The sequence below is a fragment of the Streptomyces sp. NBC_00019 genome (assembly GCF_045041015.1).
Taxonomy (GTDB): domain Bacteria; phylum Actinomycetota; class Actinomycetes; order Streptomycetales; family Streptomycetaceae; genus Streptomyces.
On record NZ_CP108302.1, the window covers coordinates 699,569 to 714,366 of the forward strand.

13 protein-coding genes are annotated in these 14,798 nt (G+C 68.6%); 8 read left to right on the forward strand and 5 right to left on the reverse strand.

Annotated elements, in window-relative coordinates; all coding sequences use genetic code 11:
- Window positions 1–108 precede the first annotated feature (108 nt).
- The 6 genes from OHU89_RS03440 to OHU89_RS03465 all read left to right on the forward strand — a co-directional run bounded on the left by OHU89_RS03440 (window position 109) and on the right by OHU89_RS03465 (window position 6,175).
- Window positions 109–1,071 (forward strand): LysR family transcriptional regulator, encoded by a 963-nt coding sequence (locus tag OHU89_RS03440; RefSeq protein WP_405639673.1) that lies wholly within the window; start codon window positions 109–111, stop codon window positions 1,069–1,071.
- Window positions 1,072–1,282: 211 nt separating this feature from the next.
- Window positions 1,283–2,194, forward strand: a complete 912-nt coding sequence (locus tag OHU89_RS03445; RefSeq protein WP_405639675.1) for an alpha/beta hydrolase fold domain-containing protein — start codon at window positions 1,283–1,285, stop codon at window positions 2,192–2,194.
- Between the two features lie 146 nt (window positions 2,195–2,340).
- Complete coding sequence (locus tag OHU89_RS03450; protein ID WP_405639677.1) at window positions 2,341–4,230, forward strand: propionyl-CoA synthetase; 1,890 nt, start codon at window positions 2,341–2,343, stop codon at window positions 4,228–4,230.
- 339 nt (window positions 4,231–4,569) lie between these two features.
- Entirely contained in the window at window positions 4,570–5,037 is a 468-nt protein-coding gene (locus OHU89_RS03455; protein ID WP_405639679.1) for an SDR family NAD(P)-dependent oxidoreductase, read from the forward strand.
- Window positions 5,034–5,414, forward strand: coding sequence for a hypothetical protein (locus OHU89_RS03460; RefSeq protein WP_405639681.1), 381 nt, complete (start codon window positions 5,034–5,036; stop codon window positions 5,412–5,414). The genes OHU89_RS03455 and OHU89_RS03460 overlap by 4 nt, the downstream gene beginning before the upstream one ends.
- An 83-nt stretch (window positions 5,415–5,497) precedes the next feature.
- The gene (locus OHU89_RS03465; RefSeq protein WP_405639683.1) at window positions 5,498–6,175 is read left to right on the forward strand and encodes a winged helix-turn-helix transcriptional regulator; all 678 of its coding nucleotides are present in this window, start codon (window positions 5,498–5,500) and stop codon (window positions 6,173–6,175) included.
- A 37-nt stretch (window positions 6,176–6,212) separates the two neighbouring features.
- On the opposite strand, the gene OHU89_RS03470 is transcribed toward OHU89_RS03465, so the two are convergent.
- From OHU89_RS03470 to OHU89_RS03480, 3 genes are all read right to left on the reverse strand, one after another.
- A complete protein-coding gene (locus tag OHU89_RS03470; protein ID WP_405639685.1) occupies window positions 6,213–7,457 on the reverse strand; it encodes an NADH:flavin oxidoreductase/NADH oxidase family protein in 1,245 nt (414 codons plus the stop codon).
- A gap of 90 nt (window positions 7,458–7,547) precedes the next feature.
- On the reverse strand, window positions 7,548–9,113 hold the full coding sequence (locus OHU89_RS03475) for a long-chain-fatty-acid--CoA ligase (RefSeq protein ID WP_405639687.1): 1,566 nt from the start codon (window positions 9,111–9,113) through the stop codon (window positions 7,548–7,550).
- A 39-nt stretch (window positions 9,114–9,152) separates the two neighbouring features.
- Window positions 9,153–10,625 (reverse strand): amidase, encoded by a 1,473-nt coding sequence (locus OHU89_RS03480; protein WP_405639689.1) that lies wholly within the window; start codon window positions 10,623–10,625, stop codon window positions 9,153–9,155.
- 123 nt (window positions 10,626–10,748) lie between these two features.
- Between OHU89_RS03480 and OHU89_RS03485 the strand changes: the two genes are divergently transcribed.
- Complete coding sequence (locus OHU89_RS03485) at window positions 10,749–11,321, forward strand: TetR/AcrR family transcriptional regulator (protein WP_267016820.1); 573 nt, start codon at window positions 10,749–10,751, stop codon at window positions 11,319–11,321.
- 563 nt (window positions 11,322–11,884) lie between these two features.
- On the opposite strand, the gene OHU89_RS03490 is transcribed toward OHU89_RS03485, so the two are convergent.
- Window positions 11,885–12,754, reverse strand: coding sequence for an alpha/beta fold hydrolase (locus tag OHU89_RS03490; RefSeq protein WP_405639691.1), 870 nt, complete (start codon window positions 12,752–12,754; stop codon window positions 11,885–11,887).
- A 734-nt stretch (window positions 12,755–13,488) separates the two neighbouring features.
- Between OHU89_RS03490 and OHU89_RS03495 the strand changes: the two genes are divergently transcribed.
- Window positions 13,489–14,016, forward strand: a complete 528-nt coding sequence (locus OHU89_RS03495; protein WP_405639693.1) for a S1 RNA-binding domain-containing protein — start codon at window positions 13,489–13,491, stop codon at window positions 14,014–14,016.
- Between the two features lie 250 nt (window positions 14,017–14,266).
- Here the strand turns inward: OHU89_RS03495 and OHU89_RS03500 are convergent, their stop codons facing one another.
- Window positions 14,267–14,716: a nuclear transport factor 2 family protein gene (locus OHU89_RS03500; protein ID WP_405639695.1), complete on the reverse strand. Its 450-nt coding sequence runs from the start codon at window positions 14,714–14,716 to the stop codon at window positions 14,267–14,269.
- Between the last annotated feature and the right edge of the window lie 82 nt (window positions 14,717–14,798).

Consider the following 14,798-nt stretch of genomic DNA (forward strand, 5'->3'; position numbering starts at 1 on the left):
CGGCGGGACATGTCGCGCCCACTGCCCCGACTCTGCGGCCTCGCACCGTGTGCAAACAACCACCAATGGCGCACACCCCGTGTGCAGAAACGCAGATACGGTCGGACCGTGCGCCCTCACTCTCCGGACGAGAACCCCGCTCCGCAGCCAGCCGGCTCCCCTCGCTCCGTCGATCCGCGCAGACTCCGCGCGGATGATCTGCGCTACCTGCTCGCACTGTCCCGCACCGGACGCCTGGTGACAGCCGCCGACGCGCTCGGCGTGGACCACACCACCGTGTCACGCCGTATCGCCGCGCTGGAGAAGAGCATCGGCGTGCGCCTCATCGAGCGCGGCACGGAGGGATGGACGCTGACGGACATCGGACGAGCCGTCTCGGAGAACGCGCGGGCGATCGAGGAGGCCGTCGACCGCGTCGTCGTCACCGTGGCGGGCCAGGACTCGCCGTCCCTGCACGGCACGGTGCGCGTCAGCGCGCCCGACGGCTTCGGCACCGCCTTCGCCACACCCGCCCTCGTACGGGTGCGCCGCCAACACCCTCAGCTCCAGGTCGAACTCATCACCGCGACACGGCAGCTCGCCCTGCGCCCGTCCGGCTTCGATCTGGCCCTCGTCATCGGCGTTCCCTCCAGCAGCCGCCTGGTGACCGAGCACCTCACCGACTACACGCTGGGGCTCTACGCGTCCGACGACTACCTCACCAGGTACGGCCGGCCGGAGACGGTGGCCGAGCTGCGCGAACACCCGCTCATCTTCTACATCGAGTCGATGCTGCAGGTCGGCGACCTCGACATCGAACGCCACCTGCCCGGGATGAGCCCGGCCTTCTCCTCCACGAACGTCTTCGCCCAGCTCGAAGCCACCCGGCAGGGGGCCGGCATCGGCGTCCTGCCGGCCTTCCTGACCCAGCGGACGCAACTGCGCCGACTGCTCCCCGACGAGATCGACATCCAGCTCCCCATCACCCTGGCCGTGCGCCGCGAGGCCGTGACGCACCCTGCCGTACGTGCCATCTGGACCGCTCTGCGGCATGAGGTCGCCGAGCGGTCCGACGACCTCATGCCGGAGTGAACGCCGGGGAGTTTCCGGTGCGGTGAGGGCCTGCCGATCTCGCTGCGGCCCGCCGCCCGTGCCGGGGCGTCGTTCTCGGCAGCGGTCCGGAGGAGAGCCATCTCCCTCTGAGTTTACTTTTCTATACTCAGCGCGTAGCGTCATGACCAGCACATCAACCCGGCTCCACGCGGAAAGCGGGCGTGGCAGCAACCTGTGAAGGAGCACCACCATGGGAGCAAGCCCAGAGGCACAGCAGTTCGCGGACTTCCTCGAGAGCGTGAGCGCGAAGTCGTCGACGCCCGGCCTCGACCTGGCCGTGATCCGCGACATCGTCGACTCGAACCACAAGGCGTCGACCGAACCGGAAGGCGTCACCTACGCCGAGGTCGACGCGGACGGCGTCCCCGCCCTGTGGGCCATCCCCGAGGGCGCCGACCCCGACAAGGCGCTGCTCCACTTCCACTTCGGCGGATCCGTCACCGCCTCGATGCACTCCGACCGCAAGGCCGCCGGCCACATCGCGAAGGCGGCCGGAGCCCGCTCCCTCGTCGTGGACTTCCGCCTGGCGCCCGAGCACCCCCACCCCGCGCAGCTCGACGACGCGGAGACCGCCTACCGGTGGCTGCTCTCGCAGGGCTACGAGCCGCGGAACATCGGCAGCACCGGCCACTCGATCGGAGGCACCCTCGCGGTGCTGCTGCCGCTGCGTCTGCTCGCGAAGGGCGAGGCGACGCCGGGCGCGATCGTCAGCGTCTCGCCGTGGACCGACCTCACCATCCAGAACGCGTCGGTCGACGAGAACGAAGACAACGACAAGATGCTCAGCCGCGCCACCCTCGAACTCTTCCGAGGAGCCTGGCTGCAGGACCCCGCGATCGACTTCGCCGACCCCCGGGTCAGCATCGCCAACGCCGACCTGACCGGCCTGCCGCCCACGATCGTCTACTACGGCGCGTACGAGACGCTCGCCGACGACGGCGCCGAACTCGGGCGCCGGCTCGCCGACTTCAAGGTCACCTCCGAGGTCCACTCGGTGCCCGAGGGGCAGCACTCGTTCGTCCTGGGCGCAGGCCGCGTGCCCGAGGTGGACGAGGCGATCAGGGTGATGGGGCAGTGGCTCCGCAAGCACCTCGGCGCCTGACCGGCAGAACCGCTCGTTGACTGGTCTCAGCTGTTCCGCTTCACCCCGTCGGTGGCACGCGGTATTCGTGTCCCACACCGCTCTGTACGCTGCCGCCGTCGTCCGACCTCAAGGCAGCAGACCCCGAAGCCACAAAGGAGTGCGCGATGGGAACGTACGAGGATGTCTTCCGCGCCAGTACCGAGGACCCCGAGAGCTTCTGGCTGAAGGCGGCGGAGGGCATCGACTGGCATGTCGCTCCGAGCCGCGCCCTGGACTCCTCGGGCGCGCCGTTCTACCGCTGGTTTCCCGACGGGCGGCTCAACGTCTGTTTCAACGCGCTCGACCGGCACGTGGAAGCCGGCCGCGGCGAACAACCCGCGCTCGTCTACGACTCCCCCGTGACCGATACCCGTCGCACGTACACCTACGCGCAGCTGACGGACGAGGTGGCGGCCTTCGCCGGGGCGCTCGCACAGCTCGGTGTGGGACACGGCGACCGCGTGGTGATCTACATGCCGATGGTTCCCGAGGCCGTCGTCGCAATGCTGGCCTGCGCGCGTATCGGCGCGGTCCACTCGGTCGTCTTCGGCGGGTTCGCACCGCGCGAACTCGCCCTGCGCATCGACGACGCGGCCCCCAAAGTGGTCGTCTCCGCCTCCTGCGGCATCGAGGGCAAGCGCGTCATCGCCTACAAGCCCCTGCTCGACCGGGCGATCGAACTCGCCGCCCACAAGCCGGAGAAGAGCGTGATCCTGCAACGCCCGCAGGAACCGGCCGAGTTGGGACCCGACGATCTCGACTGGAACGACCTGGTCGCCACCGCGCCACCGGCCGACTGCGTTCCCGTCGCCGCGACCGATCCGCTCTACATCCTCTACACGTCCGGAACGACCGGGAAACCCAAGGGAGTCGTGCGTGACTGCGGCGGCTACGCGGTCGCCCTGCACTGGTCCATGGGAGCCGTCTACGACGTGGGACCGGGCGAGACGATGTTCACCGGCTCCGATGTCGGCTGGGTCGTCGGGCACTCGTACATCGTCTACGCGCCTCTGCTGGTCGGCGCGACGACGGTCCTGTACGAGGGCAAGCCGGTCGGCACTCCGGACGCGGGTCAGTTCTGGCGGGTCGCCGCCGATTACGGCGTGAAGACCATGTTCACGGCCCCCACCGCCTTCCGGGCCATCCGCAAGGAGGACCCGAGGGGCATCCTCAGCACCGGTTACGACCTCTCCGGCCTGCGCTACCTCTTCCTCGCCGGCGAGCGCCTCGACCCGGAGACCTACCACTGGGCGGGAGCGCTCCTCGACGTCCCGGTGATCGACCACTGGTGGCAGACCGAGACCGGCTGGCCCATCGTCGCCAACCCCGTGGGCATCGCGGCCGCTCCCCTCAAACCCGGCTCCCCCACGCGTCCGCTGCCCGGCTGGGACGTCCGTGTCCTCGACGCCTCGGGCGAGCCGGTGCCCGCGGGTGTCGACGGCGCGATCGTCGTGAGGCTCCCCCTGCCACCCGGCGCGCTCCCCACTCTCTGGAACGACGACGACCGCTACATCGCCTCCTATCTCTCCGCCTACGACGGCTACTACCTCACCGGTGACAGCGGCCACATCGACGACGACGGCTACGTCTTCGTCATGGGCCGCACCGACGACGTCATCAACGTCGCCGGCCACCGCCTGTCCACCGGCAGCATGGAAGAGGCCCTGGCCGCCCATCCCGACGTCGCCGAATGTGCCGTCATCGGCGTCGCCGACACCCTGAAGGGACAGGTGCCGCGCGGGTTCGTCGTCCTCAAAGCCGGCAGCACACGCGAACCGAGCGAGGTGGAGGCCGAACTCGTCCAGCTCGTACGCGAGCGCATCGGCGCCGTCGCCTCCCTCAAGGAGGTCGCGGTCGTGGCCGCCCTGCCCAAGACCCGCTCGGGAAAGATCTTGCGCAAGACGATGCGCGGCATCGCCGACGGCCACGACGAGCCCATCCCCTCCACGGTGGACGATCCCTCCGTCATCGAGGACTTGCGCCCCGTTCTCCGTCGTACGGACCGCACTCCATGAGCACCGCCTGACGGCCACGCCGCGGTGGCGAGGTGGCGCGTTCCACCCGACGCGCCCCCGGGAGCGCCGCAGCCGGCCAGGAGTTCATGGCGCAGTGACTCACACCTGCCGAGGGCCGGTTCGGGCATGAATCGAGCCCACGCGATGACTATACATTTCGTATAGCGCTTGCTAGCGTCCACGTCATTACGAAGGCGTCGCCGAGCGGTCAACGTGTGCTCACCACGGGAGCGGCGCGCCGACGACGATCTCGAAGTCCCGCCCCTCGGCCCCGAATTCGGGTTCGCCGCACTGAACGTGGACGCGGACACACCCCATGACTGAAGACGAGGCATCCGCATGACTGCATACGAACTCGCCGACAAGGTCGTACTCATCACCGGCGGCACGGGCGGGCTGGGCACCGCGACGGCTCGGGCTCTCCTGGCCCGCGGCGCACGGGTCGGCATCGTGGATCTGCATCCCGACACGCCGGAGATCGCCGCACGCATCGCACCGTCCGGCGTCACCGGCTTCACTGCGGACGTCTGCGACCGGGACGCGCTCGACGCTGCCGTGGCCCACATCTGCGAGCGGTTCGGGCGGGTCGACGTCGTGATCGCGAACGCCGGGATCATGGGGCGTGGCTCCACGCTGCGCACCATGCCCGCTCCCGCGATCGACAAGGTGCTGGCCGTCAACGTCAACGGTGCCATCAACACCGTGAACGCGGCGATGAAGCAGATCGTCGCCAACCAGGGTCAGGTCGTGCTGATCAGTTCGATGTTCGCCTTCGTCAACGGCATGGGGCCATTCCCTACGCCATGAGCAAGGCTGCGGTGGAGCAGCTCGGACGCGGACTCCGCGTGGAACTCGCACCGCACGGCGCTTCCGCCACCACCGTCTACTTCTCGCTGATCCAGACGGACATGATCAGAAACGGCGTCGACGAGGACCCGACGATCGGCAAGCTCCTGGCCAGGACAACTCCGCGACCGCTGCTCAAGCGCCTCGCACCGGACCAGGCCGCTCACGCCATCGCGCATGCCATCGAGCACCGTTCACCCCGCGTGCTCCGGCCGGCCCGCTGGACACCGCTGTCCGTCCTGCGAGGGATGATCAACCCGGCGATCGACGCGCGTCTGGCCGGCGATCGCAAAGTACGCGCACTGCTCGGCGAGCTCGAAGGACGTGGAGTGCGCTAGCAGCCGTCGTAGGAGGGCCAGGGCGAAGGTAACGCCTTGGCCCTCGCGTTGGCCGGTCAGTACACGTCAGTAGAGTGGAACGCATGGGAGCGGTACGCAGATACGGGCAGGCCTGCCCAGTCGCCACGGCGATGGATGTGCTGGGCGAGCGGTGGACCGTACTCATCCTCCGCGAGCTGTTGCTGGGCCCGAAGCGGTTCACCGAGATCCTCGGTCGCATGCCGTCGATCGGTCCGAATCGCCTCACCGACCGGCTTCGCACGCTGCATTCGATCGGCGTCGTCTCCAAAGCCGAGCCGACACCGGAGTACGCCCTGACCGAGTTCGGCGAAGGGCTGCGAACCCCGATCATCGGGCTCGGACTGTGGGGCCTGGGCCTGATGAGCAGCGGTGTCGACTCCTCGACGGCCCGTCCGGACATGGTGGCGCTGTGCATGACCGAGGCGGCGGATCCCGGTCGCCTGGCCGACCTCGCGCTTGAGTGCGACGTCGATGCCGGCGAGAGGTTCTCCATGTCCGTCAGCGACGGAGTCCTCCAGGTCCGGTCCGGACCGTCCCGCGCGTCGTCTCCCTCGACAATCGTCTGCGACGCGGGAACCTTCATCGAGCTGTCCCTCGGGAGCGAGACGCCGTCCGCCGCCGTCAGCTCCGGCCGCCTCGCGACAGGTGGCGACAGCGCGGCGGTCAGTCGTCTCTTCGAGGTCTTCGCGGACGCGGCTCGACGGCATATCGCGGTTCAGCCGGCCCCCTTGGCGACCTGATCTGTTGCTCCGCCTGGCCAGGGGGCCGGGTGGGGCCTCAGGCTCCGCGCTTGCGGCGGAAGGACGTGCTGCCGTTTCGCCGGATCATCGAGACGGTGGTGGCGAGACGCCCGCGGCGCAGGTCGGGTTCGAGGCCCGCGCCCAGTCGATGCAGTTGGTCGGCGTGCCAGCTCAGATCGAGCACACCGTCAAGCGCCTTGAGGTCGGCGACCTTGCCGAGGACACGGCGCATCCCGAAGCGCAGCTGATGCGCGACGACCGCGTCGGCCCGTCCCGTCAGGATCACGTCCGCGGCGTCGGGCGTCGTGGCGGTGGGCCGGCCCATGCCGACCACGTCGCACTCACCCGTGGCGACGGCGTCCTCCATCGCGGTGCGGGAGCGGAAGCCGCCCGTGACCGCCAACGGGACATCGCCGACCAGGGCGCGCACTGTGCGCGCGTACTCCAGGAAATAGGCCTCGCGGGCGCGTGTCGACGCCGCCGCGGAGCCCGACATCGCCGGCGACTCGTAATTGCCGCCGCTGACCTCGATCAGGTCGAGTCCTTCCTTCGCCAGAGCCGCGACGACGGAGCGGGACTCCTCCTCGGTGAATCCACCGCGCTGGAAGTCGGCCGAGTTGAGCTTGACGGCTACGGCGAAGCCGGGCGACACCCGGGACCGTATGCGGCGCACGATCTCGAGGACGAAGCGCATCCGGCGCTCGGGGTCGCCGCCCCATTCGTCGTCGCGACGGTTCGACAGCGGGGAGAGGAACTGGTTGACCAGGTAGCCGTGGGCTCCGTGGACCTGTACCCCGGCGAAGCCGGCCGTCTCGCACACCTGCGCCGCGGTCGCGAACCGCTCGATGATGTCCTCGATCTCCGCGGGCGTCAGCTCGCGGGGCTTGGTGGCGCCGGGCAGGTTGAGCGTGATCGGGCTGGGCGCGACCGGTGTGTGTCCGAGCGCGAGCATGTTGGCCTGGCGGCCGGGATGGTTGAGCTGTACCCAGGTCGGGATGCCGGCGTCCTTGGTCGCCGCGGCCCATCGGGTGAGCGCGGGGAGGTCGCGGTCGTCCTCGATGGCGACGTTGCCCGGCTCGCCGAGTTGGGTGCGGTCGACCATGACGTTGCCGGTGATGATCAGCCCGTACCCGCCCCGGCTCCAGGTCCGGTAGAGCTGTTCGAGGCGATGGTCGGGGGCGTTGCGCTTGTCGGCGAGCGCTTCGCTGAGTGCGGACTTCATGATCCGGTTGGGTAGCACCTGGCCGTTGGGCAGGGTCAGGTGGCCGTGCAGGTGGGTCATGGGTGGATTTCCTTCGGTCGGTGCAGGCGCGCGGGCGTGAGGTGACGGGGGATGCCGATCGCGCCCCCGGGGTTCGCGGGGGCGTCGCGGTCAGGCGAGTTCACGCTTGAGGATCTTGCCGGTGGACGTCAGGGGCAGCGCGTCGACGAACTGGACGATGCGCGGGTACTTGTACGCGGCGAGGCGCTCCTTCGCCCAGGCGCCGAGCTCCTCCTCACTCGTGCCACTGGCGGCGTTCTTCACCACGACGGCCTTGACCTCCTCGCCGTGGGAGTCGTGTGGTACGCCGATGACGGCGACGAGCGAGACCGCGGGATGCTCCATGAGCACTTCCTCGATCTCGCGCGGATAGACGTTGAAGCCACCCCGGATGATCATGTCCTTGGACCGGTCGACGATGTAGTAGAAGCCGTCCTCGTCCTTGCGGGCAAGGTCGCCGGAGCGGAACCAGCCCTCCGAGATCGCCTCGGCCGTCGCCTCGGGGCGTTTGTAGTAGCCCTTCATGACGTTGTGCCCCTTGATCGCGATCTCCCCGATCTCGTCGGGGCCGCCTGTGACCTCGGTCCAGTCGTCGCGGATGAGCTTCATCTCCACGCCCGGAATGGGCACGCCGATCGATCCGACGCGGGGTGCCTCGCCGAAGGGGGAGAAGGAGGCGATCGGGGAGGTCTCGGACAGTCCGTATCCCTCGAGGATCGTCACGCCGAAGCGGTCCTCGAACTGCTTGTGGATCTCGGCGGGCAGGGCTGAGCCACCGGCCGCCGCCACGCGAAGGTTCGCGGCCAGGCGGGCGACGTCGACCGTGTCGTCGAGCGCGGCGAGAAGGCCCCAGTACATCGTCGGAACGCCGGCGAAGAACGTCACGTCATGGTCGAGCATGAGACGCAGGGTCGCCGGTGCCTCGAACCTCGGCTGCATCACGATGGTGCCGCCGAAGGCGAGGGCGCCGTTCTGGATGACGGTCTGGCCGAAGGCGTGGATCAGCGGCAACGCGCACAGGTAGGTGTCGGGGTGCTCCGGGTCGGAGGCGAACAGGTCGGTGCCGGCGAGTGCGTTGTCGTACACGTTGCGGTGCCGCAGCTCCGCGCCCTTGGGGTGGCCGGTCGTGCCGGAGGTGTAGAGGACCACCGCGGTGTCGTCCTCGTCGCGGTCCACCGTCCGGAACGTCACCGGCTGCTCGGCTACGACCGAGGCGTACGACTCCGGCGTGCCGTCCCCGGACCCTGGCGCACCGCCGTTCTCGATCAGGAAGAACTCGGTGCACTCCGTGCTCGCCTGGAACCCCTCCCATGCGGCCTGTCCGATCGGCAGCTCCAGCGTGCCCTCGAAGGCGAAGTACGCCTTCGCGTCGGAGTCGGTGAGGTGGTAGGCGACCTCGCGGGCCTTCAGCAGCACGTTCAGCGGCACGACCGCGGCTCCGGCCTTGAGGATCCCGAAGTAGATGCTGGAGAAGTGCGGCAGGTTGGGGCAGGACAGCGCGACCTTGTCACCTGGCCGGATGCCGCGCGAGACGAGCAGGTTGGCGACCCGGTTGGCCGCGGCGTCGAGGGCGGCGTAGGTGACGCGGTCGTCGCCGAAGACGATCGCGGTGCGCTGCGGGTAGCGGGACGCGGAATCCGTCAGCAGTCGTGACACGTTGCGGCTCGGGTTTGGCATCGTCGTTTTCCTTGACTCTCGGGGCGGCCGGTCGGGGGTCTAGACGAAGGCCGGAGGCGGCAGGAAGCCGTCCACTTCGCGGCCCAGCAGCGCGGCGAACTCGATGGTGGTGAGATCGCCGCCGCTCGGCCCCATGGCCTGCACGCCGACGGGCAGTCCACTCCTGCTCCTGCACACCGGGATGGTCGTCGCCGGACCGCCGGAAACGTTGGCGACGGCGTTCCACTTGACCTGGTCCCAGTAGGGGCGGCGCACGCCGTCGACCTCGAAGGGCCGCCCGAACCGGTCGATCAGCTTGTTGTGGTGGACGGGGGCGGCCGTCGGGGTGACCGGCATGAGGACGACGTCGAAGTCCTGGAAGAACTCGAACCATCGCTGCCGGAGCTCGTTGCGCACCGCGTGGGCCAGCTGCCAGCGATAGTGCGACTGGAAGGTTCCGAGCAGGGCGGGACCGGCGTCGCCGCGCGGGTGCTGGACGAGCCGGGCCAGCAGCGCGGCGTTGGGGGCAGGTGTGAGGCCGGTGCGGTCGTAGGACAACGCGCCGTAGAGCAGGGGCAGGAATGCCTTGCGGTGATTGGCCGCTATGTCGACCGGGAGGCTCGGGGGCTGGACGGTGACCTTCGCGCCGGCCGCTCGCAGCACGGTGACCGCGTCGTCCATGGCGGCCGCGACGTCGCTGTCGACCGGACAGGCGGGATCCTCGCTCCAGACGGCGACCCGGAAGTCGGCGAGCTTGGTCGCTCGTGGCGGCGCGAGCGTGTAGCTGAAGCCACCGTCGTAGTCGGACGTTCCGGTCGTTGCCCGCAGGATCGGGACGAGGTCACGGGCGTCGCGGACCTGTGCGCCGCCGCAGGCCATGTCGGGGTTCGTCCATCGTCCTGTGCCCGGGCCGCCGGGAACGTGTCCGATCAGGGAAGTCGACCGCCAGGTCGACTTGTGCCCGTACAGACCGTTGAAGTGGGACGGGATCCTGGTCGATCCGCCGATCTCCGAGCCGAAGTCGAAGGCCGTGAGACCCGCGGCGGTGGCGACGGCGCCGCCTCCGGCGGACCCGCCCGAGGTGCGGGTGGTGTCCCACGGGTTGGACGAGGGACCGAACACCGGATTGTCGGCCTGGACGTCCTGGTTGCCCGGCGGCATGTTGCTCTTCCCCATGATCACGGCACCGGCCGCGCGGAGCCGCTTGACCGCCTCGGCGTCCTGGTCGGGGACGTAGTCCTTGAGGTCCGTGCGCCCGCAGACGGTGCGCATCCCGGCTGTCTCGAAGCTGTCCTTGACCGTGATCGGCACGCCGTGCAGCGGACCGAGGTCCTGCCCCGCCGCCCGCGCGGCGTCCGCTTCCCGGGCCTCGCGACGGGCGCGCTCGGGATCGAGGGTCACCACCGCGTTCAGCACGGGGTTGTGGGTGGCGATCCGCTCGAGGTAGAGCTCGACCAGCTCCCGGCTCGAGATCTCACCCGCGGCCAGCGCGCGTGACTGCTCCACGGCGGACTGGAAGGGAACGTCGCTCACGGCACGCCTCATCTCTGACGGTGGCCGACGAAATTGAATGTCGACCATAATATTACGCACGTCAGACCATAGATTAGGATGGAGTGCGAGGCAATGGCCCCGCGGAGCGAATGGAGGAACCCTGTGGCGCGCTACGCCAAGGAGCACAAGCAGGTGACTCGGCAACGGATCATCGAGACGGCCGGCCACCGGTTCAAGCAGGACGGCATCGACGGCTCGGGCATCTCCACGCTGATGTCGGATGCCGGGCTCACCAACGGAGCGTTCTACGCCCACTTCGAGTCCAAGGACGACCTCGTGGCCAACGTCGTCGCAGGCGAACTGCGCACACAGGTCGAAGCGTTCGGCACGTTGCGGCCCGGCCGCGCGGGACTTGAGGACCTCGTTCACCAGTACCTGTCGCCCGAGCACCGGGACCACCCCGGCCTCGGATGCCCCTCCGCCGCCTTGCTCGACGAGATCGGCCGCTGTGGGGACGGGACCAAGCAGGCCTACACCGACGGCGCGAAGGCCATCGTGGAAGAGATCGCCGCCCGCCTGACACCCGAGGACCCGCAGTCCGCCCGCGGCACGGCCATCGGGCTCTACACCATGATGGTGGGGACCTTGCAACTGGCCCGCGCCCTCTCCGACCGCAAGTTCGCCGACGAGGTCCTTGAGCAGGGAATTGTCACCGCCCAGGCGCTCATGCGCTGAGCGGGCGGTCAAACTGCGGCCAGAGGTCTACCGGCTCCGCCGCGCCCTGCGAGGACGTCGAGTCCGGGCGCGGCGATGCCCCTGCGCGCCCCCGAGTCCGACGACGCCCGGCCGCCCGCGGAGTGGCTGGACGGGCTTTTCCGCCCCGCCCTCGAACATCGCGGATACCGACCTGATCAGCTAGCCGGGCCGCGAGCGCAGCCGGGCCGAACTGGCGCCTGCGGACAGCACAACCGCCGACACCGCAAGGCCCGTTGGCGCCCCAAGCACGACCTGGGCGACTTGAACTTGGACGGGCTGGCGGGCTTGCGGGCTTGCGGGCTTGCGGGCTTGCGGGCTTGCGGGCTTGCGGGCTTGCGGGCTTGCGGGCTTGCGGGCTGGAAGATCCTCCGAGGCTCGTCCGCCTCGATGACGAGGGCGTGCACCACGCCGGTCTCGACATCGCCGGGTGACCGGAAAGCAAGTAGGTCGCCCAATCGGAGCAGGTGCCTCGAGCCGGTCCCCCAAGGGTGTCACGGCTCCGAGGCAACGCCCGCGGCTCAAGCGAGCACCACTCACCGCACTTACTGCCGCTCTAGGAACTCGAGAGCCGTCTCCACGAACTGCCGATGGAACTGGAAGATGCCGCCGTGCCCGGCGTCGGGGTAAATCTCCAACTCGGCGTTCGGCAGTCGCCGCGCCAGGTCGTGCGAGTTCTGCGACGGAACCATTCGGTCGCTCTCGCCGTTCGCGACCAGCACAGGCTGCCGGATGACGGAGAGATCTTGGAGCCGCTCCAGCCCCCAGCGGTGGATGGCCTTGAGCTGGTTGCTGTACGAGATGGGGGAGATCGCCTTGTCCCGGTCCTGGGTGCGTTCCTTGAGCCGGGCCAGGAACTCCTTCCCGGCCCGGCGCCCGCCCGCGGTGCGGGTGAAGAAGAGGAACTGCTTCGGGTCCTGAAGGGTGGACAGCGCTCGCACGGTGTCGAGATGGGACAACCAGGTCACGTTCTTGATGCCCTCGCCTCCCGCGGGCCCGGTGCCTGTGAGGATCAGCCTGCGGACGAGGTCGGGGTCGGTCTGCGCGATCACCTGGGCGATCATGCCGCCCATCGAGAAGCCATGGATATCGACCTGCTCGAACCCGAGCGCCCGGATGAAGGTGACGGCGTCCTTCGCCATCGCCGCGATGGTGCGCGGCGTCGTACCAGAAGAAGCGCCCACACCCCGGTTGTCGAACGTGATGACCCGGCGCTTGGCGGCGATGCCGTCGACGACCCGGGGATCCCAGTTGTCGAGAACCGCGGAGAGGTGGGTGAGGAAGACCACCGGGACGTCGGACCGGGGACCGAGCTCGCGATAGGCGAAGGTCACTCCCCCGGCGGTGAGGGTGCGGGTCGGCGCGTTCTTGTACGAGGTCACGATGTCCCCTCGTACTTCTTGTGCGTCATTCACGGTCGTGCCCTTCGGCGTGGGGTCCCTGCGAGCGCACCGGCCCCTCCTCCATGGAAGGGGAAGGCTCGGCGCAGGTACCTGGGTCTGCCGATTGCGACTGCAGTCGGCAGGGTCGACGATCGAAGGCCGTGGGAGCTGGAGGTCGAGTCCCTCAGCGTTGCGCCAACGATTAGAGTATGACCGTAATTCTAAGAACCTGCAAGGTGGCCCGCTGCTCGGGACTGTGTCGATACGGGCCGCGCATCGGCTCTGCCAGCACGTCTCGACTCGCCACCTGGACGGTCGCGGAGCGGGCATGGACGGCGTCGATGATCTCCGACGGCTCGGAGGCACAGCCGCACGCCCATGCCACGGGAGACGGGCCGGACACCCGCCCCCGATGAGCCAACAACCCGCTGCGCCAATGGTCTTGGCGCCCTCACTACCCTCATCAAGACCGATCGACCACTGCAGCTCCCTGGCGCGGGAGCCGACGGCGGGCGAAGTGCGCCGGTGAACAGCCCGAGTATCGCTGTTCCGGGGAATCCGGAGCCCGACGGATACCGGCATCCAGAACGGTGAAAGAGGAGGCCGCGGCGGCCGGCCAACCCGTCGTGCGCGCGATTGCCGACGAGTGACGGGCCCAGGCTGTCGGCGTACCAGCTCATGTGCAGAGCGGAGTGCCGGCTCATGTGCAGAGGTAGGCAGGTGTTGAGCGGACATGCGAATCTGGTCCGCGGTGAAGGGGTGGTGGTGTGGCGGACGTTCCTGCGAATGCGGCTCGCCAGGCTTTTTTGAGGACGCTCGAGAAGGGGCAGGTCCGCAAAGGAACCGTCTCATCGGTCAGTGATGTCGATGCCCACGTTGATCTTGGCGGGTTCGACGGGCTGCTGCGGGCCCCCGAGGTGTCATGGCAACGTCGCGAGGTGCCATTGGACCAGGTGCTGCGAGTGGGACAGGACGTGACTGTCACGGTCCTGGACGTGGACGCCGATCGGGACTGGCTCACCGTCTCCTTGAAGTCTCTTCAGGATGATCCGTTCCGTGAGTTCGCTCGGACGCATCTTGGACACGTGGTTCCGGGCAAGGTGACCAAAGTGGCTTCGATCGGAGTCTTCGTTCGTGTCCACGATTGCGTCGAAGGGTTGCTGCCGGCCTCGGAGCTGCCTGAGCAGGACGGAGGCGATCAGTCTCCGGCCATCGGTGACGTGCTGGTGGTCGAGGTCGCCGATATCAACCTGGACAGGCACCGGGTCGAGCTGCTGTTGCGGGACGGGGGCTGACCGCGGCGAAGAGCTTGTTCTTGAGCCTGTACCTGCGTTTGTAGATCAGCTTGTACGCCGACACAGGCCCGCCGAATCACGTCCAGCACGCGAGCCCCACGCCGTCGATTGCTGGATCGACCTGGATCAACCGCCTCAAGGGTCACCGGGCGTGGCCACGAGATGCGGCAAGCTTGCCGCTCGCTACGAGGTGACCGTGCTGTTGGCGGTCCTCAACAAGTGGCTGTGACGGTAGGTTTCGCCGTCGGCCTCAGTCTGTCGGTGCCGGCACGGCGCAGGCGTCGGCGATAGCTTTCGCGTCCCAGTAGAACGGACGGACCTCGGTGATCCGCCCGTCCTTGACCGTGATCGCCTGCAAAATGGGGAAGGTGAGTTCACGGCCGGTCGCGCGAGCGCGAGCGCGGACCCGTGTGAGCACAACCGCAGTCTCACCGGTGGCAAGAAACTCCTGCTCCACCATGTCGAACGACTCCCACACCTCTCCCATCATGAGGAAGAACTGCGTCATGCCGTTGTGCCCACGCCAAGTGCCGCCGTAGGGCAGGGCATCTGCTTGATGCAGCTCGACATCCGGCGCAAAGAAGGGGGCGAGCAGATCGAACGAAGCCTCGCCAGGGCCTCCCGCCGCCAGGTACTCCGCCTCAGCCGCATACATGCCGGTGAGAACTGCTGCTGACTCCGTAGTGGATGACATCGTCATGACGCCAGCATGAGCGCCACAGCAGGACCTTGCTGGCGGCGGTCAGACATCGTCGTGCTGCACGATCGGCACTTCCGCAGCA